This window comes from Blautia intestinihominis (assembly GCF_040096655.1).
Classification (GTDB): domain Bacteria; phylum Bacillota; class Clostridia; order Lachnospirales; family Lachnospiraceae; genus Blautia_A; species Blautia_A intestinihominis.
In genome coordinates this window covers 30,436-55,407 of the sequence record NZ_JBBMEI010000019.1, presented here as the reverse complement: position 1 = coordinate 55,407, position 24,972 = coordinate 30,436, and the positions used below count along the sequence as shown (strand labels likewise).

General features: G+C 45.5%; 28 protein-coding genes. 25 read left to right on the top strand and 3 right to left on the bottom strand.

All coding sequences use genetic code 11. From position 1 onward, the window contains the following. Positions 1-85 precede the first annotated feature (85 nt). Entirely contained in the window at positions 86-574 is a 489-nt protein-coding gene (locus tag WMO75_RS07730; RefSeq protein WP_199704989.1) for a TetR-like C-terminal domain-containing protein, read from the bottom strand. On the opposite strand from WMO75_RS07730, the gene WMO75_RS07725 reads away from it, so the two are divergent. Genes WMO75_RS07725 through WMO75_RS07710 form a run of 4 tightly spaced genes read left to right on the top strand, consistent with a single transcriptional unit; the run spans position 531 to position 2,158 of the window. Next, positions 531-1,253 (top strand): MMPL family transporter, encoded by a 723-nt coding sequence (locus WMO75_RS07725; protein ID WP_349077895.1) that lies wholly within the window; start codon positions 531-533, stop codon positions 1,251-1,253. The genes WMO75_RS07730 and WMO75_RS07725 overlap by 44 nt on opposite strands. Next, positions 1,235-1,825: an MMPL family transporter gene (locus tag WMO75_RS07720; RefSeq protein WP_349077894.1), complete on the top strand. Its 591-nt coding sequence runs from the start codon at positions 1,235-1,237 to the stop codon at positions 1,823-1,825. Before WMO75_RS07725 ends, WMO75_RS07720 begins: the two co-directional genes overlap by 19 nt. After that, positions 1,822-2,001, top strand: a complete 180-nt coding sequence (locus WMO75_RS07715) for a hypothetical protein (RefSeq protein WP_349077893.1) — start codon at positions 1,822-1,824, stop codon at positions 1,999-2,001. The genes WMO75_RS07720 and WMO75_RS07715 overlap by 4 nt, the downstream gene beginning before the upstream one ends. Then, positions 1,985-2,158 carry a hypothetical protein gene (locus WMO75_RS07710; RefSeq protein WP_349077892.1) on the top strand — a complete coding sequence of 58 codons (174 nt, stop codon included), beginning with the start codon at positions 1,985-1,987 and terminating at the stop codon, positions 2,156-2,158. The genes WMO75_RS07715 and WMO75_RS07710 overlap by 17 nt, the downstream gene beginning before the upstream one ends. A gap of 99 nt (positions 2,159-2,257) precedes the next feature. Here WMO75_RS07710 and WMO75_RS07705 read toward each other — a convergent pair whose 3' ends face one another. Beyond that, a complete protein-coding gene (locus WMO75_RS07705; RefSeq protein WP_199704991.1) occupies positions 2,258-3,136 on the bottom strand; it encodes an aldose 1-epimerase family protein in 879 nt (292 codons plus the stop codon). A gap of 146 nt (positions 3,137-3,282) precedes the next feature. Between WMO75_RS07705 and WMO75_RS07700 the strand changes: the two genes are divergently transcribed. From WMO75_RS07700 to WMO75_RS07610, 19 genes are all read left to right on the top strand, one after another. Further along, positions 3,283-4,398, top strand: coding sequence for an Ig-like domain-containing protein (locus tag WMO75_RS07700; RefSeq protein WP_296054706.1), 1,116 nt, complete (start codon positions 3,283-3,285; stop codon positions 4,396-4,398). Between the two features lie 144 nt (positions 4,399-4,542). Next, a complete protein-coding gene (locus WMO75_RS07695) occupies positions 4,543-5,172 on the top strand; it encodes a hypothetical protein (RefSeq protein WP_291580455.1) in 630 nt (209 codons plus the stop codon). Positions 5,173-5,193: 21 nt separating this feature from the next. Continuing rightward, positions 5,194-5,955, top strand: a complete 762-nt coding sequence (gene larB, locus WMO75_RS07690; RefSeq protein ID WP_349077891.1) for a nickel pincer cofactor biosynthesis protein LarB — start codon at positions 5,194-5,196, stop codon at positions 5,953-5,955. A gap of 15 nt (positions 5,956-5,970) precedes the next feature. After that, positions 5,971-7,224 (top strand): nickel pincer cofactor biosynthesis protein LarC, encoded by a 1,254-nt coding sequence (larC, locus tag WMO75_RS07685; RefSeq protein WP_349077890.1) that lies wholly within the window; start codon positions 5,971-5,973, stop codon positions 7,222-7,224. Positions 7,225-7,234: 10 nt separating this feature from the next. Next, positions 7,235-8,086, top strand: coding sequence for a patatin-like phospholipase family protein (locus tag WMO75_RS07680; protein WP_022214688.1), 852 nt, complete (start codon positions 7,235-7,237; stop codon positions 8,084-8,086). 220 nt (positions 8,087-8,306) lie between these two features. Then, positions 8,307-9,689 carry an alanine/glycine:cation symporter family protein gene (locus WMO75_RS07675; RefSeq protein ID WP_349077889.1) on the top strand — a complete coding sequence of 461 codons (1,383 nt, stop codon included), beginning with the start codon at positions 8,307-8,309 and terminating at the stop codon, positions 9,687-9,689. Between the two features lie 96 nt (positions 9,690-9,785). After that, complete coding sequence (gene tsaA, locus WMO75_RS07670; protein WP_022214690.1) at positions 9,786-10,478, top strand: tRNA (N6-threonylcarbamoyladenosine(37)-N6)-methyltransferase TrmO; 693 nt, start codon at positions 9,786-9,788, stop codon at positions 10,476-10,478. Between the two features lie 156 nt (positions 10,479-10,634). Next, on the top strand, positions 10,635-10,916 hold the full coding sequence (locus tag WMO75_RS07665) for a DUF2325 domain-containing protein (protein ID WP_022214691.1): 282 nt from the start codon (positions 10,635-10,637) through the stop codon (positions 10,914-10,916). 128 nt (positions 10,917-11,044) lie between these two features. Beyond that, positions 11,045-12,364: an aspartate kinase gene (locus WMO75_RS07660; protein ID WP_173905101.1), complete on the top strand. Its 1,320-nt coding sequence runs from the start codon at positions 11,045-11,047 to the stop codon at positions 12,362-12,364. Positions 12,365-12,428: 64 nt separating this feature from the next. After that, positions 12,429-12,656 (top strand): HPr family phosphocarrier protein, encoded by a 228-nt coding sequence (locus WMO75_RS07655; RefSeq protein ID WP_022214693.1) that lies wholly within the window; start codon positions 12,429-12,431, stop codon positions 12,654-12,656. A gap of 89 nt (positions 12,657-12,745) precedes the next feature. Next, a complete protein-coding gene (locus WMO75_RS07650; RefSeq protein ID WP_349077888.1) occupies positions 12,746-15,163 on the top strand; it encodes an ATP-dependent DNA helicase in 2,418 nt (805 codons plus the stop codon). An 80-nt stretch (positions 15,164-15,243) separates the two neighbouring features. Beyond that, positions 15,244-16,686 carry a serine hydrolase gene (locus WMO75_RS07645; protein ID WP_022214695.1) on the top strand — a complete coding sequence of 481 codons (1,443 nt, stop codon included), beginning with the start codon at positions 15,244-15,246 and terminating at the stop codon, positions 16,684-16,686. 183 nt (positions 16,687-16,869) lie between these two features. Then, entirely contained in the window at positions 16,870-18,144 is a 1,275-nt protein-coding gene (locus tag WMO75_RS07640; protein ID WP_118253025.1) for a sn-glycerol-1-phosphate dehydrogenase, read from the top strand. 2 nt (positions 18,145-18,146) lie between these two features. After that, positions 18,147-18,626 carry a 2-C-methyl-D-erythritol 2,4-cyclodiphosphate synthase gene (ispF, locus tag WMO75_RS07635; RefSeq protein ID WP_022214697.1) on the top strand — a complete coding sequence of 160 codons (480 nt, stop codon included), beginning with the start codon at positions 18,147-18,149 and terminating at the stop codon, positions 18,624-18,626. A gap of 33 nt (positions 18,627-18,659) precedes the next feature. Then, positions 18,660-20,069 (top strand): cysteine--tRNA ligase, encoded by a 1,410-nt coding sequence (gene cysS, locus WMO75_RS07630; protein WP_118698682.1) that lies wholly within the window; start codon positions 18,660-18,662, stop codon positions 20,067-20,069. Further along, the gene (locus tag WMO75_RS07625; RefSeq protein WP_118253028.1) at positions 20,054-20,479 is read left to right on the top strand and encodes a Mini-ribonuclease 3; all 426 of its coding nucleotides are present in this window, start codon (positions 20,054-20,056) and stop codon (positions 20,477-20,479) included. The genes cysS and WMO75_RS07625 overlap by 16 nt, the downstream gene beginning before the upstream one ends. Continuing rightward, positions 20,476-21,219, top strand: coding sequence for a 23S rRNA (guanosine(2251)-2'-O)-methyltransferase RlmB (gene rlmB, locus WMO75_RS07620; RefSeq protein ID WP_022214700.1), 744 nt, complete (start codon positions 20,476-20,478; stop codon positions 21,217-21,219). The genes WMO75_RS07625 and rlmB overlap by 4 nt, the downstream gene beginning before the upstream one ends. A 16-nt stretch (positions 21,220-21,235) precedes the next feature. Beyond that, positions 21,236-21,838, top strand: a complete 603-nt coding sequence (locus WMO75_RS07615; RefSeq protein ID WP_118253030.1) for a sigma-70 family RNA polymerase sigma factor — start codon at positions 21,236-21,238, stop codon at positions 21,836-21,838. Positions 21,839-21,898: 60 nt separating this feature from the next. Continuing rightward, the gene (locus WMO75_RS07610; protein ID WP_349077886.1) at positions 21,899-22,234 is read left to right on the top strand and encodes a hypothetical protein; all 336 of its coding nucleotides are present in this window, start codon (positions 21,899-21,901) and stop codon (positions 22,232-22,234) included. A gap of 66 nt (positions 22,235-22,300) precedes the next feature. Here WMO75_RS07610 and WMO75_RS07605 read toward each other — a convergent pair whose 3' ends face one another. Beyond that, positions 22,301-23,968: a glutamine--tRNA ligase/YqeY domain fusion protein gene (locus WMO75_RS07605; protein ID WP_118253035.1), complete on the bottom strand. Its 1,668-nt coding sequence runs from the start codon at positions 23,966-23,968 to the stop codon at positions 22,301-22,303. A 425-nt stretch (positions 23,969-24,393) separates the two neighbouring features. Here WMO75_RS07605 and WMO75_RS07600 point away from each other — a divergent pair, with 425 nt between their 5' ends. Continuing rightward, a complete protein-coding gene (locus WMO75_RS07600; protein ID WP_022214702.1) occupies positions 24,394-24,651 on the top strand; it encodes a type II toxin-antitoxin system Phd/YefM family antitoxin in 258 nt (85 codons plus the stop codon). Further along, positions 24,651-24,911 carry a Txe/YoeB family addiction module toxin gene (locus WMO75_RS07595; RefSeq protein WP_118253037.1) on the top strand — a complete coding sequence of 87 codons (261 nt, stop codon included), beginning with the start codon at positions 24,651-24,653 and terminating at the stop codon, positions 24,909-24,911. The genes WMO75_RS07600 and WMO75_RS07595 overlap by 1 nt, the downstream gene beginning before the upstream one ends. Positions 24,912-24,972: the final 61 nt, after the last annotated feature.

The following is a 24,972-nucleotide window of genomic DNA, read 5'->3' as shown; positions in this document are numbered from 1 at the left end:
TTTTGCCCTGTATGTCTCGGGATTTTGCCATATTCATGGCAAAACGCCTCGCGGGATACTACCTGTGAATAGTAACATAATACATCTATTTCAGTATATTCAATCCATTTAGCATAATATCCTCCGTATAGCGTGCGAGTTCCTCCGGGCTCTGGCGGGTGCCATTTCGGATCCAGTTTTCGATGATGCCGATACAGCCGGAGAGGACGTAGGAAGAGTAGATCTCGCTCAGCCTGGGATCTGCATTGGCAAAAATCTCGTCCCAGTCATTCACGCAGCGTTCCCGGATAATCTCCTTGATCCGATTCATAAAATTCTGTTCCTGGTTATTGACCAGAACAAGTTTTACGAAATCGGAGTTTTTTTCTAGAAATTTATACAGGTCACAGATCAGAGGGAAAGGTTTACCCTTCATATCCTGTGGCTGGTGGGCGTTGGTGATTTCGATAAATTCATCCAGTATATCATTTTCCAGGTGCTCCAGAAGATCCTGGATATCCCTGTAATGCAGATAAAAGGTTCCCAATTCTATGTCAGGAACAGCAGTCACAGATGCATTGTCACCGTTCCACACCTCGTCAGATATCCAGAAGATCATGCGGTTTGTCCTTCCGGTGACATTTATCGTACTGCTTCTGACAATGAATTCATGGTTTGAACCAGTACTTTTTATGATTACAATCGGTATCGCAATCATGCTGAACAGAGGAACAAACCTGCTGTTTGGAGAGATTTCTTTCGTTACCAATGCAGCGGGAAGTGTTCTGCAGCTTGCAGTTTCCATGGACTGTTCCATCTTCCTTCTTCACAGATTTGCCGAAAACAGAGCAGAAGGCAAGGATGTCCAGGACGCTATGGTGGCGGCAGTAAAACAGTCCACAGGATCAGTACTTTCCAGTGGCCTTACAACAGTGACCGGTTTTGCGGCACTGATCCTGATGCGGTTCAAAATCGGACCGGATATGGGGTGGGTCATGGCAAAAGCAATCGTATTCAGTCTTCTCTGTGTACTCTGTTTCCTGCCGGCACTGGCGATCAGCACTTATAAACTGATCGATAAGACTCAGCATAAGGCCTTTTTTCCGGATTTTCATAAGTTTGCCGGTGCTGTTATGAAACTCCGCATACCTGCATTTCTTATTGCAGTGGTGATTGCGGTTCCGTGCTTCATTGCACAGGGGGGGACTCTTTCCTCTATGGCGGCAGCCGTATTTACAGCACGGATGCCACTCAGATGGGACGCGACCTCCTGAGCGTTGAAGAGGAATATGGCGCGTCCAACCCTCTCGTCATCATGGTGCCGAAAGGGGATACAAGCAAAGAAAGTGCATTGAGTGAAGAATTAAAAGACAATGAAAATGTGACTTCTGTCATTTCCTATGTAGACAGTGTAGGTTCAACGATCCCGGGCGGCTTTGTTCCGTCGGATTCACTTTCACAGCTTTATTCAGAGAATTACAGCCGTTTTGTAGTGACTATAAGCACTGAGGAATCCGAAGAAGGATGGACAGAAAAACTGAACGAAGTTTATAAGATCTGCGAGAAATATTATGGCGATGAGGCCAGGATCGCAGGCGACCTGGCAAGTACCAGGGATCTGAAAGAAACGATCACAGAGGATAACAGCAGGGTCAATACCCTGGCGATCGCGTTTGTATTTGCAATCCTTCTGTTTAACTTCAAGTCGATCACACTTCCGGTGATCCTGACACTGGTGATCGAGCTGTCCATCTGGATCAACCTCGCGATTCCGTATGTGCAGGGAACGACGCTTCATTGCTTCAGGCGGCGACAAAAGATCTTCCGGAAGTTGCAAAAGGAATGAAACAGCTGAATGCAGGATTTACGAAACTTATAAAGAATGACTCCAGCCTTCTTGAAGGTGCAAATCAGTTATCGGTCGCATCTCTTTCCTTAAGAAACGGTGCCTCCAGCCTGGTATCCGGAGCAAGCCAGCTTACCGGAGAAATCGGAAGTGCAGCCAGTGGAATCCAAAGATAAGACATCTGACATTGACCAGCAGATCGATGATGAGATTGATGAAATGTTTGACAAGATCTCAGGAAGCGATTACACACCGGTATCCTTCGTCTCAGCAGACAATAAGGACATAGGACTGGTACAGTTCGCAATCCGCACAGACGATATCAAAAAATAAAAAGAACAAAAGACATAAAAAGAGGGAAGTCCCCCGTCGCAACTGCAGAAAGTGCAGGCGGCGGGGGATTTCCCTTTTTAAGTTATAAATGCAGGGGCATTATTTAACTGAGATTACATAAGACTTCTCAAATGTTTTGGCAGGATCAAGTATATTGATGCCCGGTTTATCGGACAGTTCTCCGTTATATTCTATATTATCGCAGCGTCCCATCCATGGTTCCAGGCAGACAAACGGAGCACCGACAGCGGACCAGATACCGAAGTTTGGGAATCCCTCGCAGCTGATCTCTACATAAGGAGTTCCATCCGGAAGGGCGATACCGGCTTTAGTGATCTGACCGTTGTCAAAGACCAGAGCATCGTGGTCAAACATGTGCTCATCGATCGTGCAGGAATTATTTTCAAGAGGAAGGGTGTAGGTCTTGTCAGGAATGGCAGTACCGTACTCTGGGTCAAGCAGGCAGTAGGTCAGTTCTTTTTCTCCATTGAAGGTAAGGTGATACTGACTCTGAATGGTATCAGGAAGTACAGGCACATTAAATGCAGGATGAGCACCGATCGTGAAATACATGGTTTCCTGATCTTTGTTTACGACTTTCCATGAAACAGTCAGGTCACGACCATTGAGCGTATGTGTGATAGAAAGCTGGAAAGCATATGGCCAGATCTTCTGAGTTTCTGCGGTGGATTCCAGCAGATGAGTAACGGATGTATCGGTTTTGTCCGTGCAGGTGAATTCCATATCGCGGGCAAATCCGTGCTGACCGGATGTGTAGGAGTTACCGTTTATCAGACAGTGATCTTCATAATAGCGTCCAACATTCGGGAAAAGCACCGGAGCATGGCGTTTCCAGTAGGCCGGATCAGCATTCCAGAGTACCTGACGGTCGTTTGTTTTATCGTAGATTTCTGACAGCTCAGCACCGTGATCGGCGATCTTTACACGGAGCTGGTCATTTTCAAGTGTGTGGATCATACAAAAAACCTCCATAATGTTTGATTTGAGATTAAGTATAACAGAAAATCTGAGGGTTGGAAAGAATGCATAAGAATATTGCAGATTTGGATTGAATAATTGTCAATTGTATAGTAAAGTGAAGGTAAGAAGGGAGGTATCAGAATATGAAAAAATTCAAAAAAAGATTATTTGGCATAATTACATTTATGATGCTGGCACTGGCAGTTCCAGTGGTATTTCCGGGAAGTTATGGCGTGAAGGAAGTACAGGCGGCAGTGAAAGTAACAGCACCGAAACTGCTTTCAGCAAAGCCTTATGGCACAAACAAAATCGTGCTGAAATGGAGCACGGTAAAAGGTGTAAACGGTTATCGTGTTTACAGAAAGACGGACGGAGGAAAATGGCAGGCAGTGCGTAATTTTTCTGGATATCAGACAACAACTTATCAGGATGTACGTGTAACTACGGGCGTTCAGTATACGTACACAGTTCGTGCATACAGGAGAATTAATGGAAGCCTTGTGTGGAGTGGATATGACAGAAACGGTCTGACGACAATTGCAGGACTCAATAGTCTGAAACTTAATAAGACAAGTATGACGTTGTATGTGGGAAAATATGATACTCTCAAGATCAATGGAACGAAACTGGTTCCACAGTGGAAATCCAGTGATACAAAGACTGCCTGGGTATACCGAAATGGCAGGGTTCTTGCGAAAAAAGCAGGTAAAGCAACGATAACGGCAACTCTTGGAGGAAAGAAATTTAACTGTACAGTAACGGTAAAAAATACTCCTGTATCCAATAAATGGACCAAGAATTACACAAAACTCAAAAAATATATCCAGCAGAATGGTGAGATCAATGATGATGGAAATTATGAAGTGGAACAGGATTTTTCGAATTCGGCGGTCCTTGTAGCCTATAACAGAAAAGATGATCTGATAGAAGCTACATATATTGAATTTCTCGACACCACGGGAGAAAATTACCGTGGGATCACGATGAGCTTTAACTGCCAGAGAACAGATATTGCACAGGCTGTATTTGCTTATATTAAAGGTGAAAAAGCATATGTGACATATTCAAATCTGAATCCGTCCAGACATACTGCAAATACAGGATATGTATTCAAATATGCAACAAACGATAAAACAGCAAATGACTTTTTCCAGAAGCAGTCAAATGCTGTTCTGAAAAGAACGATGGGGGCATTTGATGTATTCCTCGCGAATGTGCAGATGACAGCGAAGGATCTTGGCTTTACTTCTTATTCATAAGAGAGTGGATCGTGGATATCCGGAAGAGTGTTTAACATTCTTCCGGATTTTTCTGGAAAAAACAGTGTTTAATTTTAATGTAAAATATGGTATAGTTACTTGCATAGTATCAGTTTGATACTGACGACAGAGGGGGGAGAAACGGTGATACAGACCGGAGTACATAAGAAGAATGAACTGGATTACTTCTTTGTAGAAGAATCCTATGGGGGAAATCAGGATCTTTTTCCAGAGGTATCAATGAGAGACGGAGGATGTGGAGCAGTGGCAGCTTGTGAGAGCTGTATTTATTTTGCCCGAAGAGCGGATAAGAAGAAACTTTATCCGCATAAACTCGAAGAGATCACATGGGAAGAGTACCATGATTTTGCATATATCATGAAGCATTATCTCTGTCCAAGGCCGAACGGGATCGATACCCTGGAATTATATATGGAAGGTTTTGGAGAATATCTGAAGGATGTACATGAGGAGAATCTTATGATGGAGGCTTTTCATGGGACACATGCTTATGAAGAAGCAAGAGAGGCTGTCATGAGGCAGATCGACAGCGACAGCCCGATCCCATATCTGATGCTGAAACACCAGAACAAGAACGGACATCTGGAGGATTACATATGGCACTGGTTTATCCTTGCAGGTTATGAAGAAACAGAGGATGATCTTATGGTGAAGGCAGTTTCCTATGGGGAATACAAATGGTTTTCTCTGAAGGAACTCTGGGACACCGGATATGACAAAAAGGGTGGCATGATTTTGTATCACATAAAGTAACAGACGGGGAGGATGCATTTTTTGGAAGCAAGAGAAATATTGACCCGATTCAAAAAAAACGAGATCACTTTAGAAGAGGCAGAACATTACTTTCGAAAAGAACCATTTGAGAAAATGGGAGGCTATGCGAAGCTGGATTCCCACAGAGAGGTTCGCTCCGGATTCCCGGAAGTGATCTTTTGCAGCGGCAAGGCAGATGAGCATTTTGTCCATATTTTTCAGAAGTTATATGAGGACAACGGAGAAGTTTTTGGAACGAGAGCGTCCAGACATCAGTATGAGCTGGTGAAAGATCTTCTTCCGGGTGTGGAATACGATGATCTGTCACACATCATCAAGATCGAAAAGAAGCACAAAGAGCACATCGGCAAGATCGCAGTCTGTACCGCAGGTACAGCCGATATCCCGGTTGCAGAGGAAGCTGCACAGACTGCAGAATACTTCGGAACTCGCGTAGAGCGTATCTTTGATGTGGGTGTGAGTGGGATCCACAGACTTTTTTCCAGACTGGAAGTGATCCAGGAGGCAAACTGTGTGGTTGCAGTTGCTGGAATGGAGGGAGCGCTTGCGAGTGTTCTCGGAGGTCTGGTGGATAAGCCGGTGATCGCAGTCCCGACTTCTGTGGGATACGGAGCGAGCATGCATGGACTTTCCGCACTTCTGACGATGATCAATTCTTGCGCGAACGGGATTGCGGTGGTAAATATCGACAATGGCTACGGGGCAGGTTACATTGCAACGCAGATCAACCGCCTTGCAGTCAGAGAAAATCAGGAACAGTAACTAATGGGAGATATTATGGGAAAAACTTTATATTTGGAATGTTATTCCGGAATCAGCGGTGACATGACCGTGGCGGCACTTCTGGATCTTGGTGCAGATCAGAAGCATCTGGAAGTGGCATTATCAGGTCTTCCGGTTCAGGGATTCCGTACAGAAGTTTCAAGGGTTGTGAAGTCTGGGCTCGATGCCTGTGATTTCTCCGTGATTCTGGATCAGGATAATCACGATCATGATATGGAATATCTGCATGGACACTCTGATGAGGAACATTCACATGTCCATAAACACGGACATGAACATCGTGGAATGAAGGAGATCAGGGAGATCATCGAAGGTTCTTCGATCAGCACCAGAGCGAAACAGACGGCTCTCAGGATTTTTGAGATTCTGGCAGAAGCGGAATCAAAAGCTCACGGCGTACCGGTGGAGGAAGTGCATTTCCACGAGGTTGGAGCAGTGGATTCCATCGTGGACATTGTATCGATCGCAGTCTGCCTGGATGATCTGGATGTCACAGATGTGGTTGTGCCGGTACTTTATGACGGAACAGGTTTTATCCGCTGTCAGCACGGTCAGATCCCGGTTCCGGTTCCGGCTGTTGTAAATGTGGCACAGGCAAATCATCTCAAACTTAAGATCACAGATATCGAAGGAGAACTGGTCACTCCGACAGGAGCAGCAGTCGTAGCGGCAGTCCGGACTTCTGAGAAACTTCCGGAAGATTTTGAGATCCTTGCGACAGGGCTCGGAGCAGGCAAACGCCAGTATCGCTGCCCGGGAATCCTAAGAGCAATGTTGATCCGGTCGGTTGAGGCAGAAAAACAGGAGTCAGATCATATCTGGCGGCTGGAAACAGACATTGACGACTGCAGCGGCGAAGCAATGGGACATGTGATGCAGATCCTTCTGGAGAATGGTGCGAGAGAAGTTCATTATACACCGGTCTTTATGAAGAAAAACAGACCGGCATATGAGCTGGTGGTCCTCTGCAAAAAAGACAAGATCTCCAGAATGGAGGAGATCCTTTTTACAGAGACAACGACGATCGGCATCAGACGGAGCGAACTGGAACGGACGATCCTGAAACGCCGTGCAGAGAAGATCCGGACTTCCATAGGCGAGGCACAGGTAAAGATCTGTACACTTCCGAATGGAAAAGAGAGATGCTATCCTGAATATGACAGTGCATCAGCACTTGCAGGGAAGGCGGGTATCAGTTTCAGGGAAGCATATGATACAATAGTAAACTGCTGGAAGACAGAAAGGTGAGGCAACAGTGATGAAGACAGGACTGGTTTTGGAAGGTGGAGCAATGCGCGGCATTTATACAGCCGGCGTTTTGGATGTATTTATGGAGCAGGGGCTGCATTTTGACGGAGTGATCGGAGTGTCTGCCGGGGCACTCCATGGCTGTTCTTTCGTTTCGGGACAGAAGGGCAGAAGCATCCGTTATTTTAAGAAATACAGGAATGATAAGCATTTTATGAGTATGTGGAACCTGGTCCATACAGGGGAAGTGGTTGGAAAACAGTTATGCTATCATGATATTCCGGAAAGACTTGATCCGTATGATTATGAGGCATTTCTGAAATCAGATACAGAGTTTTATGCGACCTGCTCCAATGTAGAGACAGGGAAGGCAGAATACATAAAGATCACAGATATGCTGAATCAGATTGATGTCCTGCGCGCATCCGCATCCATGCCATATGTGTCGAAACTTGTAGATTATCAGGGAATGAAGCTTCTGGACGGCGGCTGTACAGACAGTATTCCGTTGGAAGCATTTCGCAGGATGGGTTTTGAGAAAAATGTTGTAATCCTCACACAGCACAAAGGCTATGTAAAGAAGCCACAGAATGCAAAGATGGCAGAGCTGAGATACCATAAATACCCGGAATTTGCCGAGGCACTCAAAGAGCGTCATAGTGTCTACAATCAGTCATTAAAGGAGATCCACCGTCTGGAAGAGGCGGGAGAAGTTTTTGTGATCCAGCCATCTGAAAAGCTTGAGATCAGCCGTATGGAGACAGATCTCGATGTGATCCAGAGTGTCTACGAGAGGGGAATGATGGATGCCAGAGTCCGTATGAAGGCACTGAAAGAATGGATGGAAGAAGCAAAAAGGTAAGAGAGCTTTTTTCGGAGGATTTAAAATTCTGACCATTAAAGATAAAAGCCAGTTGCAAAAAGGACTGGGATTCAGTATAATAAAACACATAAGTGTGACACTGAAACAGTGAAAAGGAAAGTACAAGGGTGTACAGACATAAGAATGTCTGTGCGCCCTTTTGTTTTATCTGAACAGTCAGAAGTTCCTTCACACAAAAAACGACAAGGGAGGACGAGAGATGTATAGTGCAGTTGAAAACATGATCAATCAGATCGACACCTGGGTATGGAGCTGGTGGATGATCCTTCTGCTCCTGGGAACCCACATTTTTATGACGATCCGTACAGGAGTCATCCAGAGAAAGATCGGCACCGCGATCCGCTTATCTGTGACAAAAGATCCTGACGGAGAAGGCGAGGTCAGCCAGTTTGGCGCACTGACGACAGCCCTGGCATCCACGATCGGAACAGGAAACATCATCGGTGTGGGAACCGCGATCGCACTGGGAGGTCCGGGTGCAGTCCTATGGTGCTGGCTTACCGGCGTTTTTGGGATCGCAACGAAGTACAGTGAATCTCTGATCGCTGTAAAATACCGTGTAAAAACGAAGGACGGACGTATGCAGGGCGGTGCGATGTATGCGCTGGAACGTGGACTGAATATGAAGTGGCTTGGAATGATCTTTGCTGTCTTTGGCGGCTTTGCATCTTTTGGGATCGGCTGTGCCACGCAGGTCAATGCGATCGCGACGGTCTGTCAGGAAAACTTGAGTATTCCACCGTTTGTAGTTGGAATTGTCGTTGCAGTACTGACAGCACTTGTTATTTTTGGCGGGATCAAATCTATCGCAAATGTATGTGAGAAACTGGTTCCGTTCATGGCAGCTTTTTATGTACTTGGCTGTTTTGTGATCCTGTGTATCAATTATGATTTTATTATCCCGGCAGTGACAACGATCTGTAAACTGGCATTTACACCGGGAGCTGCAGCAGGCGGCCTGGTTGGCCGTGGTATCATGATGGCAATGCAGTATGGAATCGCACGAGGACTTTTTTCCAATGAATCCGGTATGGGTTCTGCTCCGATCGCAGCAGCAGCGGCACAGACACGAAATCCGGTGCGTCAGGCCCTTGTATCCAGCACAGGTACTTTCTGGGATACCGTTGTCGTATGTCTGATGACAGGACTGGTGCTTGTCACAAGCATCATGAAAAATCCGGCGATTGACATGGGAGAGATCACAAACGGAGGTGTCTTGACAACACTGGCATTCCAGCAGATTCCGGTCCTCGGCCCGGTGATCCTTGTAATTGGAATTATTTCTTTTGCGTATTCTACGGTTCTTGGATGGGCATACTACGGAGAACGCTGCGTAGAATATTTTGCAGGAAAAAAAGGCCTGATCCCGTACAGAGTCCTTTACATCGCAGTGGCAGTGATCGCACCGGTCATTTCTCTGAACCTGGTATGGACGATCGCGGATATCCTGAATGCGCTGATGGCACTTCCAAACCTTGTGGCGGTCCTGCTCCTTTCGAATGTGATCGTGGCAGAGACCAGGAAATACATCAACAATCTGGATGCCAAAGATGATACAGAAATAGAAATCATTGACCGCTGAAATCGGATAAGCTAAAATACATACAGCGGCCCGGCAGTACTTATGGCAGCCGGGCTGCTGTTTATTTTTTACAGAGAAAATACAGAGGAAAAATACATGTCAGAACAAAATAATATGAAGATCATAGCAAGGATCCACAATGATTTCCCGACAAAGTTTGGAATCCCACATCAGAGCAACCGGCTGAGTGCATTAAAGGCAACGATCGTGTTTGAGCCGGAATACCGGGTAACGGAGGCATTCCGTGGTCTGGAAGATTACGATTATATCTGGCTCATCTGGCAGTTTTCGGAGGCAGTACGCGAGAACTGGTCTCCGACAGTACGCCCGCCAAGACTTGGAGGAAATACAAGAATGGGCGTGTTTGCGACCAGATCCCCATTCCGCCCCAACAGTCTGGGACTCTCATCAGTCCGCCTGGAAGAGATTGAATATCATTCGGATCTTGGTACGGTCCTGCACATCTCAGGGGCGGATCTGATGGATGGAACGCCGATCTACGATATCAAACCGTACCTTCCCTATGTGGACAGCCATCCGGAAGCAAAAGGCGGCTTCACAGACCATATCGAAGAACATATCCTTAAAGTGGAATTTCCAGAAGAACTGCTGCAAAAGATCCCGGAATCACAGAGGGAGGCACTGATAGAAGTGCTCGCCAATGACCCGCGTCCGAGATACCAGAAGAACCCGGAGAGAGTCTACGGGATCGCCTATGGAGAGAACGATGTGCACTTCAAAGTCAGAGAAGAAATACTTTACGTTTGTGATGTGATAAAATTAAAATGAAAAATCCTTTGACAAACAAAGGAATCTATGTTACTATGCTCTTAGATAGTTAGCATGAGCTAACCAAAAGAAACTGAAAACATAAAGCGGACGCAATGAGCCGCTTTCTTTTAAAATATGAAGTTAGTTTAGAATAACAAAATAAGAGGTGAGAATATGAGTATTGTGATCGTAGGTGGAAATGAAAGAATGGTATGTCAGTATGAAGATATCTGCAAAGGATTCGGATGTAAAGCGAAAGTTTTTGCCAAAGAAAAAGGTGCCATGAAGAAAAAGATCGGCGCGCCGGATCTTATGATCCTGTTTACCAGTACGGTGTCTCATAAGATGGTAAACTGCGCAGTTGAAGAAGCAAAAAGAAAATCTATCCCGGTATGTAGATGCCACACCAGCAGTGCATCTGCTCTTGAAAGTATTCTCCGTGAGTACTGTGCATAATAATTTTTTCAGGATTTTTCGTCAATATTCGTAAGAAATACTTGCAAAACTTTCTGTTTTTCAATACAATATAAAACAGCTTTTAGCACTTTTTAGTTTTAGAGGAACACAGAAGGGTGAGAATTATTATGAAAAAAGTTGTGAAATTTGGAGGAAGCTCCCTTGCGAACGCAGAACAGTTCAAAAAAGTAGGAGATATCATCAGAAGCGAGGAGAGCAGACGTTATGTGGTTCCGTCTGCACCGGGTAAGAGATACTCGGGAGACACCAAGGTAACAGATCTTTTGTATGCATGCTATGACAAGGCCGCAGCAGGTGCTGACTTTACAGGTATCCTCAACGAGATCAAAGAACGTTTTTATGAGATCATCAAGGGTCTGAAGATTGAGCTTTCCCTCGAGGAAGAGTTCCGTCAGATCGAAGCTGATTTCAAAGCACAGGCAGGCGCAGAGTACGCAGCATCCCGAGGAGAGTTTCTGAATGGTAAAGTGATGGCTGCATATCTCGGATATGAATTCGTAGATGCCGCAACTGTGATCCGTTTTGACAAGAACGGAAACTTTGATGCAGACAAGACAGACAAACTTCTTGCAAAACGTCTTCAGAAATGCGAAAAGGCAGTTATTCCGGGATTCTATGGTGGTATGGAAGACGGAACTGTCAAGACTTTCTCCAGAGGTGGATCTGATGTTACAGGTTCTCTTGTAGCCAAAGCGATCCATGCAGACATCTACGAGAACTGGACAGATGTTTCCGGTTTCCTGGTAACAGATCCGAGGATCGTGGATAATCCGGCAGTGATCGAGACCATCACATACCGTGAGCTGAGAGAGCTTTCCTACATGGGTGCAACTGTTCTTCATGAGGATGCGATCTTCCCTGTCCGTAAAGAGGGAATCCCGATCAACATCCGTAACACCAACCGTCCGGAGGATAAAGGAACCTTTATCGTAGAGAGCACATGCCGTAAACCGAAATATGTGATCACAGGTATCGCAGGTAAGAAGGGATTCTGCTCTATCAATATTGAGAAATCCATGATGAACAGCGAAGTTGGTTTCGGAAGAAAGGTTCTCCAGGTATTTGAAGACCAGGGAATCAACTTTGAGCATGTACCGTCCGGTATTGATACCATGACGATCTATGTTCATCAGGACGAATTTGAAGAAAAAGAACAGCAGGTGATCGCCGGAATCCACAGAGCAGTACAGCCTGATTTCGTGGAGATGGAATCTGACCTTGCGCTGATCGCAGTCGTAGGCCGTGGTATGAAGTCCCAGAGAGGAACTGCAGCGCGTGTATTTGCAGCTCTGGCACATGCACATGTCAATGTAAAGATGATCGACCAGGGATCCAGTGAGCTGAATATCATCATCGGTGTTGAAAACAGAGATTTTGAGACAGCATTGAAGGCAATTTACGACATTTTTGTTCTGACACAGATCTAATAAATAAAAAGATCCGGGAAACCGGGTCTTTTTGCACTTGAGTCAGAACACGAGGAGGAATTATATGATTACAAGACAGATTAAATTAAACGCGACAGAAGATGTACAGGAATTTGTGAACGAGGCGGCAAAATGCAGCTTTGATATTGATATTTCTTATAACCGTATCATCATTGATGCCAAGTCTCTTCTGGGAATCCTGAGCATGGATCTTACACGGGAACTGACAGTCAGATGTTATGGAGAGAGCCAGAAATTCAATAAAGTTATGGACAAATTTGCAGTAGCATAACTGTATCAGAAGTTTGGCAGGAGCGGGCACATATTCAGAGAAAGGATATGTGCCTTTTTGAATGTATGGGAAGCAGGAGAGAAAGCAGGATGGAAAAACCGGTAATCCGTATTTCAGTTCGAAATCTGGTAGAATTTATTTTGAGAAGCGGTGATCTGACAAGCAGGAGCGGAACGGCAGCAGACAAAGAAGCCATGCTCAAGGGCAGCCGCTTTCACCGAAAGATCCAGAAACAGATGGGCAGCACCTATCAGGCAGAAGTTCCGCTCAAAAAAGAAAGTGAATATGAAGATCTGATCCTGTGTGTAGAGGGAAGAGCTGACGGTATTTTTGCAGAGAACGAAACTGTTTGTATCGATGAGATCAAAGGAATTTACAAAAGCCTTGACAGTCTGGAAGAACCGGTGCAGGTCCATCGTGCACAGGCACTCTGTTATGGCTGGATCTATATGGAAGCCCATGATCTGGAAAGGATTGATATCCAGATGACATATGGTCAGCTTGATACGGAGGAAATCCGGAGATTCCGGGAAACGATCGCCAGAGAAAAACTGGAGAAATGGTATCAGGATCTGACAGATGAGTACTATAAATGGGTCTCTTATCAGCTCGCCTGGCGAAAAGAGAGAAATGCATCCATGGAAACTCTGGAATTCCCGTTTCCATACCGCAAAGGGCAGAGAGAAATGGTCGCCGGAGTTTACCATGCGATCTCAGAAGAGGCGCAGATTTTTATCCAGGCTCCGACCGGGATCGGTAAGACGATGTCTGCAATCTTTCCGGCAGTCCGTGCTGTGGGACAGGGAAAAGGCGAGACGGTCTTTTATCTGACGGCCAGGACGATCACGCGGACTGTGGCAGAGGATGCATTTTCAATTCTCCGCGGGAAAGGTCTGCACTTCAAATCTATCACGATCACAGCAAAAGAAAAAATGTGCTTCTGTGATGATATGGACTGTGACCCGCAGAAATGTCCTTATGCGAAGGGGCATTATGACAGGATAAACGATGCCGTCTATGAACTGTGGACGAAAGAAGAAGCTTTTGACCGTGAGACGATTCTTGCACAGGCAGAGAAATACAGTGTCTGTCCATTTGAGATAACACTTGACCTGGCAGTGTGGATGGACGGGATCGTCTGTGATTATAATTATGTGTTTGATCCAAATGTTTATCTGAAACGGTTTTTCGGGGAAAATATAAAAGGAAAATATCTCTTCCTGATCGATGAAGCACACAATCTGGTGGACCGTGGAAGAGAAATGTACAGTGCTTCCCTGTGCAAAGAAGAGATAGAAAGCACCCGCAGATTCGTAAGAGCACACAGTAGCAGACTGTATCGTATGCTTGGCAAAGCTGCAAAACAACTGGAAGTACTGAAGGAAGAAAGCAGTTCCTCCTGGCAGGTGCTGGAAAATGCGGGGACACTTCCTGTGACGCTTCTGAGTATTCAGGGAGAGATGGACAAACTTTTGGAAGAACCGCCGTCACAGGAATTCGTGGATGGAATCCTGAAATTTTATTTTGCGGTACGGGATTTCCTGAACATTGCAGAACTGGTGGATGAAAATTATGTGACGTATGTTTCGACGGATGAAGACGGAAAGTTCCGTATGAAACTGTTTTGTGTAAATCCGGCGGCAAATCTGCAGAGATGCCTGGACCGTGGAGTCAGCACGGTATTTTTTTCGGCAACACTTCTGCCGCTTGCTTACTACAGGAAGATGCTGAGTACCAGAAATGAAAATTTCGGCATGTATGTAAATTCTCCTTTTGAGGAAGAAAAAAGATGCCTTCTCCTGTGCCGCGATGTCAGCAGCAGATACACCAGAAGAGGGTATGAAGAATACCGCAGGATTGCAGAATACATTGCGCGGATGTCCTGGAAGAAAAAAGGAAATTATATGATCTTTTTTCCGTCCTATAAACTGATGGAAGATGTGTTTGAAGTTTATCAGGAGGAATTTTCGGCTGACTGGGTGGACTGCATCTGTCAGCAGGCTTCAATGAATGAACGGGAGCGGGAAGAATTCCTCAGAGAATTTCAGGCGCAGGGTGAAAAAACACTTCTTGGCTTCTGCGTCATGGGAGGGATTTTTTCGGAAGGGATCGATCTGATCGGTGACAGGTTGATCGGCGTGGCGGTTGTCGGAACAGGGATTCCGCAGATCGGTTGCGAAAGAGAGATCCTGAAAGAATATTATGACGAGAAAGGGGAGCCAGGCTTTGATTATGCCTATCGTTATCCTGGCATGAACAAGGTGCTCCAGGCGGCAGGCCGCGTGATCAGGACCCGGGAAGATATCGGCGTGATCCTGCTTATGGATGAACGTTTCATGAACCGGGAATACCGGATGCTTTTTCCTCGTGAGTGGTCGTCTGTAAAAACGTGCACGATCGGGACGGTGGAGGCATCGCTTAAGGATTTCTGGGAGCAGGTTTCAGAAATGGAAAGCTGTGGAAACGAAGGGACCGAGCCGGAGCAGGAGGATGGCGCGGATGCTTGACATATGTGTGATTTCAGGTATACTATGAACAATCAGTTTGCAAAAAAGTAATCGTGGGATAGATACAAAAGGAGAAGAAGATGAAGAGACGAACGGTTCTGGCATTGTGTCTGTGTCTGACATTAGCCGGTACACCTGTGGGTGTGGCTGCGGCTTCTGACAGTCTTTTGTCAGTAACAGAAGAAGCACAGATTCAGCCGATCGGGGATGGGTCCGGCAGATACCTTATGAAAAGCGACGGTTTTTACTGCCTCAAAGAAGACGGAAGCAAGGATACAGCGGTATCTGTTCATTATTTTGACAAAATGGAAATAGACGGCACTGTACTGGATGGTTTTTATTATCATGATGCGGACGGATGCTATCTGGCGGCAAGCCCTCATATGGTAAAGATCAGCAAGCTTACCTGTATGGGGACAGATGAAACGGGAGAGCCGGCAGAGTATACGTTTGACGGATACTATATGGTAAACAATCTTGGAAAACTTTCTGCCGCGCCGCAGGTGAGATATATAGATGGTCTGACAATGGATGGGACGACCTTTGACGGCTATTATTATTTTGATGAGACAGGACGGATGGTGACGGAGCCGGGAACACATGAACTTGAGATGACTTCGAATGGTCAGATGTTTTCCGGAACGTATTATTTCGGTGGGGCAAATGGTGTTCTTGAGCAGAAAGCAGGGACTACGCCGGATGGATTCCCGGTGGATGAAACAGGCAAAGTGCAGGGGCTTGATGCACTTGGAATTGAAAATCTGGAACCGCAGCTTGAGGCGACGGTATCCGGTTATGATGGAAACTGGAGTGTTTACGTCAAGGATCTGGAAACAGAGGAAGAGTTTGTGATCAATGACGAGCCGATGTATTCAGCAAGTCTTATCAAAGCTTTCGTGATGGCAAAGACGTTTGAGGATATGGATCTTGTTCTGGAGAACGAAGCGAAGCAGATGAAGACCGATGCCGCAAATGCAGCAGTACAGACAAAAATCGATAATCTCCTCACAAACATGATCACAGTCAGTGACAATGAATCCTGTAATGAACTTGGCAGACTGCAGTCGGAAAAACATGATTTCCTTGACGGAGCAGAGAAGGTCAATGAATATCTCGAAAAAGAAGGCTATTCCGAGACGAGTTACCAGAGCACGCTTCATCCGTCTTCTTCAGCAAAGATCAGTCTTGGTGGAAGAAATATGACTTCGGTAAAAGACTGCGGACTTCTTTTGGAGCGGATCTACAGGGGAGAATGCGTGAGTGAAGAAGCATCTGCACAGATGCTGGACCTTCTGAAACGGCAGGAAAATACCAGCAAGATCCCTGCAGGGATCAAGGCAGAAGTTCCGACAGCAAACAAGACAGGTGAGACAGATGAGGACCAGCATGATATCGCGATCGTGTACGGAGCAAAGACCACATACATTCTCTGTGTGATGTCAGAGGGCTGGAAAAGCGGCGGTGATGCAGTGCAGAACATCCAGAATATTTCCAGTATGGTCTATAATTACCTCAACCTGTAAATCTTTGGTTTCCTGCATGCCTGCGTTGCTTTTTGACAGGAAATCATGTATAATATCGAACTGTAACAAACTGGTCTGATGACCAGTAAATACTGTCTGCTCCAGGACAGGATATGTTACTGTGGAGTGAACAGTAACTTGGAGATTTCGATAAATAGAGTATAATCAGGAGGAATAAATTACATGCGAGTCGATACGGATGACTTTGCCCGACCTTGTGGGTGCGGGAAGAATCACCATATAGAAGTAAAGGAAATTTTAATTGAAGAAGGAGTAGTGGAGAAGCTGGAAGAAGCAATGTCAGACGGGTTTCTCAAGGAATATATTTCACCGCTTCTGATCTGTGACACAAACACATGCAAGGTGACAGAGGAGATCATGGAAGATATCTATGACCGATGTCAGGTACTTGTGCTGGATGCTGAGGGTCTTCATGCAGACCAGCATGCAATCGAAGTAGTAGAGAATAACATGGAAGAGGATATAGACCTGATCCTGGCAGTGGGAACAGGTACGATCCATGACATCAGCCGTTATGTGGCTTTTCAGTACAAAATTCCCTTTATTTCCGTTCCAACAGCGGCAAGCGTGGACGGATTCGTATCTACAGTTGCAGCAATGACCTGGAATGGGCTCAAAAAAACAGTGCCGGCGGCACCGCCTATTGCAGTTTATGCTGATTCAAATATTTTTGCAGCGGCACCGAGACGGCTGAATGCATCCGGTGTATCTGATCTTTTTGGAAAATATATCTGTCTTGCAGACTGGAAGATTGCTCATATGCTGACAGATGAATACATTTGTGATGAGATTATTGAACTGGAAGAAAAAGCACTCAGGACAGTACGCTCCTGTCTGGATGATATTGCACAAGGTGACAGAGAAAGCTGTGAGAAACTGATGTATGCGCTGATTCTGTCCGGGCTGGCGATGCAGATGGTTGGAAATTCCAGACCGGCTTCCTGTGCAGAACATCACCTTTCTCATCTGTGGGAGATGGAAGTGATCAATGGACCGCTGGATGCGCTTCACGGTGAGAAAGTCTCGATTGGAACCCTGATCGTTCTCAGAGAATATAACCGTATTGCCAGAGCAATCCGTGAGGGCAGATGCAGGGTATTATCAGAACGTGAGGATGATACAGAACTTCTTGAAAAAACATTCGGTAAGAAACATCTGCTGGAGGGAATTATCGAAGAAAACACACCGGATCCACTGGAGGAAGTCAGTCCGGCAAGACTGGAATCCTGTCTTTCTGAAATTGCAGATATAATTGAAGAACTTCCGCGAGAAGAGGAACTTGTTCATGCGATGGATAAGGCTGGATGTAAGCAGAGTGTATACGAGATCGGACTCACAGAGGAAATCATACCACAGAGCCTGAAACTGGCTCCTTATGTCAGACGGCGCCTCAGTTTTCTGAGAGTCAGCAGAATGCTCGAAATAGAAGGAGAATGATTATGAGAGTTGGAATGGGATATGATGTACATAAGCTGACAGAAAACAGTGACCTGATCCTCGGGGGAGTCAAGATCCCGTGGGAAAAGGGTCTTCTCGGACATTCTGATGCGGATGTGCTGATCCATGCAGTGATGGATGCTTTGCTTGGGGCTGCGGCTCTTGGAGATATCGGAAAACATTTCCCGGACACAGATCCCAAATACAAAGGGATTTCCAGTGTGAAGCTTCTGATTCATGTGTCAGAGCTTCTTAAGGAACATGGATATGAAGTAGGGAACATTGATGCGACGATCATCGCCCAGAAACCAAAGATGGCACCGCATATTCCGCAGATGCGTAAAAATATGGCGGATGCTCTTGGAATCCCGGAATCAAAGATCAATGTCAAGGCAACTACAGAAGAAGGACTTGGATTTACCGGAAGCGGGGAAGGGATTTCTTCTCAGGCAATCTGCCTGCTCACAGAGATCCAGGACTGATCTTGTTACAAAATAATATCGGAGGAAAGAGACATGAAACTTTTTAATACAATGTCACGAAGAAAAGAAGAATTTGTACCGCTGGAAGAGGGCAAGGTACGCATGTATGTATGCGGACCGACTGTGTACAACCTGATCCATATCGGAAATGCAAGACCGATGATCATTTTTGATACGGTACGCCGTTATCTGGAGTACAAAGGATACGAAGTAAACTATGTATCCAACTTCACAGACGTAGATGACAAGATCATCAAGAAAGCGATCGAGGAAGGCGTAAGCGCAGAGGAAGTTTCACAGCGTTATATCGCAGAGTGCAAGAAGGACATGGCAGGCATGAACGTAAAACCGGCTACCACACATCCGCTTGCAACACAGGAGATCGACGGAATGATCGATATGATCCAGACACTGATCGACAAGGGTTATGCATATCCGGTTGCCGATGGAACTGTATACTTTCGTGTAAAGAAATTCAAAGAATACGGTAAGCTTTCTCATAAGAACCTTGATGATCTGCAGTCAGGATTCCGTTCCCTGCAGGTATCCGGTGAGGATCAGAAGGAAGATCCGCTGGATTTCGTACTCTGGAAACCGAAGAAAGAAGGAGAGCCATACTGGACCTCTCCATGGTGCGACGGAAGACCGGGCTGGCATATTGAGTGCTCCGTTATGTCCAAGAAATATCTTGGAGAGGAGATCGACATCCATGCCGGTGGCGAAGACCTTGTGTTCCCTCACCATGAGAATGAGATCGCACAGAGTGAATGCTGCAATGGAGTTCCTTTTGCGAAATACTGGATGCACAATGCATTCCTGAACATTGACAACCGCAAGATGTCCAAGTCTCTTGGAAACTTCCGTACTGTCCGTGAGATCAGTGAACAGTATGATCTGCAGGTGCTTCGTTTCTTCATGCTGAACGCACATTACAGAAGCCCGCTCAATTTCAGTGCAGACCTGATGGAATCCTCCAAGAACGCGCTTGAGAGAATCACAGAGGCAGCAGCAAGACTTCGCGACCGCAAGGCAGCAGCGGCTGTGCAGGAAGCAACAGAAGACGAGAAGAAACTGATGCAGGAAGAAACTGCATTTGTGACTAAGTTCGAGGAAGCTATGGATGACGACTTCAACACAGCTGATGCGCTGGCTGCGATCTTTGAACTTGTCAAATTTGCCAACACAAATGTACAGGAAGGAAGCTCCGCAGAATTTGCAGCACACACTCTGGAAGTTATGACAAAACTCTGCGATGTTCTCGGACTGACTCTTGAGAAGAAAGAAGAGATCCTTGACGAAGAGATCGAAAACCTGATCGCAGAACGTCAGGCAGCAAGAAAAGCCAAAGATTTCGCAAGAGCAGATGAGATCCGTGGACTGCTTCTTGAAAAAGGCATCGAACTGAAAGATACTCGTGAGGGCGTAAAATGGAAACGAATCTGATGCAGCTTGATGAATTGTTTCATCTTGAAAACCAGGATCTGCGGAGTTATTCTCCGCTGACTCTGGCGTATATCGGAGATGGGATCTATGAGCTGATCATCCGTACAGTCCTTGTCAGGAAGGGCAACTGTCCGGTCAACCAGCTTCACAAAAAAGCAAGCAGTCTGGTAAAGGCAGCTTCTCAGTCAGCGATCATGGAAGTGATAGAGGAGAAACTGACCGAGGAAGAGCATAACATCTACCGCAGAGGCCGCAACGCACATTCTCCTACAATGGCAAAGCATGCAACCATGGCTGATTACAGAAGGGCAACAGGCTTTGAGGCATTGATGGGATACTTATATTTAAAGGGAGATTACACACGGATGCTTGAACTTGTCCGTATGGGAATCGGAGAGGACAGATTATGAGTGAACAGATAGAAGGCCGCAACGCGGTACTGGAAGCTTTTCGTTCAGGCAAATGCGTGGACAAGCTTTTTATCCTGGATGGATGCCAGGACGGACCAGTCCGCACGATCGCAAGAGAGGCTCGCAAAAAAGACACGATCATCAATTATGTATCCAAAGAAAGACTGGACCAGCTCAGTGAGACACATGCACATCAGGGTGTGATCGCGCAGGTTGCAGCTTATGAATACAGCACCGTAGAAGACATCCTCGCCAAGGCAGAGGAGAAGGGTGAGCCGCCGTTTCTGATCCTTCTGGACAATGTAGAGGATCCGCATAATCTTGGTGCGATCATCCGTACAGCTAACCTGGCAGGTGCACATGGTGTTATCATTCCGAAGCGCAGAGCTGTCGGACTGACTTCCACAGTTGCCAAGACATCTGCCGGTGCGATCAATTACACACCGGTTGCCAAAGTTACCAATCTGGTACGTACCATGGAAGAACTTAAGCAAAAAGGCATCTGGTTCGTCTGTGCAGATATGGGCGGAGAGAGCATGTACCGTATGAATCTGACGGGACCGATCGGTCTTGTGATCGGAAACGAGGGCGAAGGAGTCAGTCGTCTTGTGAGAGAGGCATGTGACTTTACCGCATCTATCCCGATGAAGGGAGATATCGATTCTCTGAATGCATCCGTTGCAGCAGGTGTCCTTGCGTATGAGATCGTAAGACAGCGTCTCGTGGCAGAAAGCAAATAAGAAATGGAGATTCTCTATGTGCCAGTATGAAAAATGCACAGATGAAGAATTACTCACCAGGCTGAGATCTGGTGAGGAAGAGATATCAGATTATCTGATGGAAAAATACAAAGGATTTGTCCGCCAGAAAGCAAGAGCCATGTTCCTGATCGGCGGTGAGACCGATGATCTGATACAGGAAGGAATGATCGGGCTTTTTAAGGCGGTACAGAGTTATCAGCCTGACAAAGATGCTTCTTTTCGGACATTTGCGGGGATGTGCATTGACCGACAGCTTTACAGTGCTATCCAGAATTCAAACCGGCAGAAGCATATGCCTCTGAACTCCTATATTTCACTTAGTGAAGAACCGGAGGAAACGGATGAGCTGGAAGGTTCCTGGTGGGAAAATCCTGAAAATATCATCATTGACCAGGAAAGCACGAGGAGCCTTGAACAGGAGATCCACCGGACATTAAGTCCAATGGAAAACAAGGTGCTGGAGTATTATCTTAAGGGTTATGGTTACATCCAGATCGCAAAGATTATGGGAAAAACACCCAAGTCGATCGATAATGCACTTCAGAGGATAAGAGGCAAGATACGAAACTTTTCCCTTTCTTTTTGGGACAAAAAATAGTATAATTATTCTAATCTTTGTGACAAAGAACAAACTGTTATATGAAAGGAGCAGAGTATTATGGCAAAATTAAACAAATATTGGGGATTTGTTGCAGTCGGAGCCGTAGCAGCCGCAGCGGCAGGAGCTGTAGCAGCACTGGCATTCAAGAAGAAACCTCTCGAGGATTTCGAGGACGATTTTGACGACGATTTCGATGATGACTTTGAAGAAGAGGAAGAGCCGAAGAAAGAAGAAAAGAAAGAAGAAAAGAAAGAAGCTCACGAATCCTTTGAAGCATGGGAAGAAAGCGAAGAAGCTGTAGAGGAATCTGCGGAAGAAGAAGCAGAGGAAACAGAGGCTGAAGAAGCTCTTGAAGAAGAAATAAAAGAAGAAGTTCAGGAAACAGAAGAATAATTTCATTAAATAAAAAGTGTCTCGCCGGATCAACTGCCGGCGGGGCACTTTTTGCGTAAATCTGGATCAGGCTTTTGGAAGCTTGAAGGAACTCTTGAGAGAAACGATGCGGTTGAATACCGGCTCGCCTTCTTTGGAGTCGTGGATATCTGCACAGAAGAATCCGTTTCTTACGAACTGGAAGCTGTCGTATCCTTTGGCTTCCATAAGAACTGGCTCTACATAAGCAGTTACGGTGGTCAGAGAATTCGGGTTCACATTGAGGGAACCGTCTTCTTTGTTGTAAACACCCTTTTCTTCATCTACGATGTTTTCGTAGAGACGAACGGTTGCTTTGCCTGCATTGGAAGCTTCTACCCAGTGGATCGTTCCTTTGACTTTACGTCCGTCAGGAGCGTTGCCGCCCTTGGTAGCAGGATCGTAAGTACAGTGTACAACACGTACAGTACCGTCATCATCTGCTTCATATCCTGTACAGGTAACGAAGTAAGCGTTCATAAGACGAACTTCAGCACCTACAAAAAGTCTCTTGTATTTACGTGGAGGCTCGATCATGAAGTCCTCACGCTCGATATAAAGCTCCTTGCCAAATGGAAGCTTACGTGTTCCGAGAGCTTCGTTTTCCATGTTGTTCGGAGCTTCCAGGTATTCAACCTGACCTTCCGGATAGTTGTCAATCACGAGTTTGATCGGATCAAGGATTGCCATCATACGCGGACGTTTGAACTTGAGATCCTCACGGATACAGTATTCAAGCATAGCGTAGTCAACGGAACTGTTGGCCTTGGATACACCGCAGAGTTCAACGAACATCTTGATGGATTCCGGAGTGAAACCTCTTCTGCGGAGAGCGGCGATGGAAACGAGACGCGGATCATCCCATCCGTCTACGATGCCGTCCTCAACAAGTTTCTTGATGTAACGCTTGCCGGTAACAACGTTTGTCAGGTATAATTTTGCAAATTCGATCTGCTTCGGTGGCTGCGGGTATTCCAGTTCTCTTACTACCCAGTCATAAAGCGGTCTGTGATCCTCAAATTCCAGTGTACAGATAGAATGTGTGATTCCCTCGATCGCATCCTCGATCGGATGAGCAAAGTCGTACATTGGATAGATGCACCAGGTATCGCCGGTTCTGTGGTGAGTCATATGAGCAACACGGTAGATGACCGGGTCACGCATGTTCATGTTCGGGGATGCCATATCGATCTTGGCACGGAGAACTTTCTCTCCATCCTGGTATTTGCCGTCTTTCATTTCTTCAAAAAGCTGAAGGTTTTCTTCGACGCTGCGGTTACGGTATGGGCTTTCTTTGCCTGGCTCTGTAAGAGTACCACGGTATTCGCGGATCTGATCGGCAGTCAGATCGCAGACATAAGCTTTGCCCTTCTTGATGAGCTTGACAGCAGCTTCATACATCTGCGGGAAATAATCAGACGCAAAGAAAAGTCTGTCTTCCCAGTCAGCACCGAGCCATTTGATGTCCGCTTTGATGGACTCTACAAATTCGCTCTTTTCTTTGGTCGGGTTGGTATCATCGAAACGCATGTTGAATTTGCCGTTGTATTTCTGTGCAAGTCCATAGTTTAAAAGAATGGATTTGGCATGTCCGATATGGAGGTACCCGTTCGGTTCCGGTGGGAAACGGGTGTGTACGGTATCATAAACACCTTCGGCCAGATCCTCGTCAATGATGTTCTCAATAAAATTTTTGGAAACAGTTTCGTTTTCCATCTCTGTCCCTCCTGAGTGATTCAATGGTTTCCAGACTTTCGGCTTGATTACTTTTGATTATCCTAACAGTCAAAAAATCAAGAAAATACAAGGTTTTCATCGAAAATCTGGTTTTGATTACTTTGCATTATATCACAGTATAAATGCAAAGTGTATAGAAAGTTAAATAACTTTTATATTGTATAACATAATTCAAAATAAAACAAGGAGGAAATCCCACACATATGACAAATAACAGAATGAAACAGGCGAAGAAACGGTATTATACAATCCGACAATATTTTAGAGAGAAGCATATCAGAGAGAGGCAATTGAGTTTTCAGTTGCCTCTCTTTTTGGTCAGCTTTCGTATAGATCATTGACAGCCGCATATACTGTACGTATAATAAAAGTACAGAATACTGTACAGAAAAGGAGGACTGCATATGTTAGCGGTGAACTATACAAATTTACGAGAGAATATGAAAAATTATATGGATAAGGTCACAGATGATTACGAAACCATGATAGTTACTCGCAAAAACAATAGAAACGTGGTAATGATGTCGGAAGAATCCTACAATAATCTTATGGAAAATCTCTATCTTATGGAAGATCGGGCAAATTATGACTGGATCATGGAATCAAAGAAACAGTTACAGGCAGGAAAAGCAGGTATTCATAAGTTAAAAGAGGTTGAATGATGAATAAAGTGTTCACACAGAACGGATGGGAAGACTACGTTTACTGGGAAACAGAAGACAAAAAGACACTGAAGAAGATTAATGCTCTGATAGAGGATATATGCAGGAATGGTAATCAGGGAATCGGTAAGCCGGAACCATTGACAGGTAATTTGGCAGGATTTTGGTCAAGACGCATTAATGATAAGGACAGGCTTATTTATCAGATAGATGATGAAAATATCTATATGCTGGCTTGCAGGTATCACTGTGCAAGATGAGTGTGAGATGGTGAGGGGATAAGAGGGATGTGCTGAAAAAGTAACCGAAAACACTGTAAAA

Bases quoted from the DNA above. Each gene is read 5' to 3' on its own strand.
- WMO75_RS07725 (WP_349077895.1), top strand. From the start codon at position 531: ATGTCAGGAACAGCAGTCACAGATGCATTGTCACCGTTCCACACCTCG.
- WMO75_RS07720 (WP_349077894.1), top strand. From the start codon at position 1,235: ATGGGACGCGACCTCCTGAGCGTTGAAGAGGAATATGGCGCGTCCAAC.
- WMO75_RS07715 (WP_349077893.1), top strand. From the start codon at position 1,822: ATGAAACAGCTGAATGCAGGATTTACGAAACTTATAAAGAATGACTCC.
- WMO75_RS07705 (WP_199704991.1), bottom strand. From the start codon at position 3,136: ATGATCCACACACTTGAAAATGACCAGCTCCGTGTAAAGATCGCCGAT.
- WMO75_RS07700 (WP_296054706.1), top strand. From the start codon at position 3,283: ATGAAAAAATTCAAAAAAAGATTATTTGGCATAATTACATTTATGATG.
- larC (WP_349077890.1), top strand. From the start codon at position 5,971: ATGGGAAAAACTTTATATTTGGAATGTTATTCCGGAATCAGCGGTGAC.
- WMO75_RS07680 (WP_022214688.1), top strand. From the start codon at position 7,235: ATGAAGACAGGACTGGTTTTGGAAGGTGGAGCAATGCGCGGCATTTAT.
- WMO75_RS07675 (WP_349077889.1), top strand. From the start codon at position 8,307: ATGTATAGTGCAGTTGAAAACATGATCAATCAGATCGACACCTGGGTA.
- tsaA (WP_022214690.1), top strand. From the start codon at position 9,786: ATGTCAGAACAAAATAATATGAAGATCATAGCAAGGATCCACAATGAT.
- WMO75_RS07665 (WP_022214691.1), top strand. From the start codon at position 10,635: ATGAGTATTGTGATCGTAGGTGGAAATGAAAGAATGGTATGTCAGTAT.
- WMO75_RS07660 (WP_173905101.1), top strand. From the start codon at position 11,045: ATGAAAAAAGTTGTGAAATTTGGAGGAAGCTCCCTTGCGAACGCAGAA.
- WMO75_RS07655 (WP_022214693.1), top strand. From the start codon at position 12,429: ATGATTACAAGACAGATTAAATTAAACGCGACAGAAGATGTACAGGAA.
- WMO75_RS07650 (WP_349077888.1), top strand. From the start codon at position 12,746: ATGGAAAAACCGGTAATCCGTATTTCAGTTCGAAATCTGGTAGAATTT.
- WMO75_RS07645 (WP_022214695.1), top strand. From the start codon at position 15,244: ATGAAGAGACGAACGGTTCTGGCATTGTGTCTGTGTCTGACATTAGCC.
- WMO75_RS07640 (WP_118253025.1), top strand. From the start codon at position 16,870: ATGCGAGTCGATACGGATGACTTTGCCCGACCTTGTGGGTGCGGGAAG.
- ispF (WP_022214697.1), top strand. From the start codon at position 18,147: ATGAGAGTTGGAATGGGATATGATGTACATAAGCTGACAGAAAACAGT.
- cysS (WP_118698682.1), top strand. From the start codon at position 18,660: ATGAAACTTTTTAATACAATGTCACGAAGAAAAGAAGAATTTGTACCG.
- WMO75_RS07625 (WP_118253028.1), top strand. From the start codon at position 20,054: ATGGAAACGAATCTGATGCAGCTTGATGAATTGTTTCATCTTGAAAAC.
- rlmB (WP_022214700.1), top strand. From the start codon at position 20,476: ATGAGTGAACAGATAGAAGGCCGCAACGCGGTACTGGAAGCTTTTCGT.
- WMO75_RS07615 (WP_118253030.1), top strand. From the start codon at position 21,236: ATGTGCCAGTATGAAAAATGCACAGATGAAGAATTACTCACCAGGCTG.
- WMO75_RS07610 (WP_349077886.1), top strand. From the start codon at position 21,899: ATGGCAAAATTAAACAAATATTGGGGATTTGTTGCAGTCGGAGCCGTA.
- WMO75_RS07605 (WP_118253035.1), bottom strand. From the start codon at position 23,968: ATGGAAAACGAAACTGTTTCCAAAAATTTTATTGAGAACATCATTGAC.
- WMO75_RS07600 (WP_022214702.1), top strand. From the start codon at position 24,394: ATGTTAGCGGTGAACTATACAAATTTACGAGAGAATATGAAAAATTAT.
- WMO75_RS07595 (WP_118253037.1), top strand. From the start codon at position 24,651: ATGAATAAAGTGTTCACACAGAACGGATGGGAAGACTACGTTTACTGG.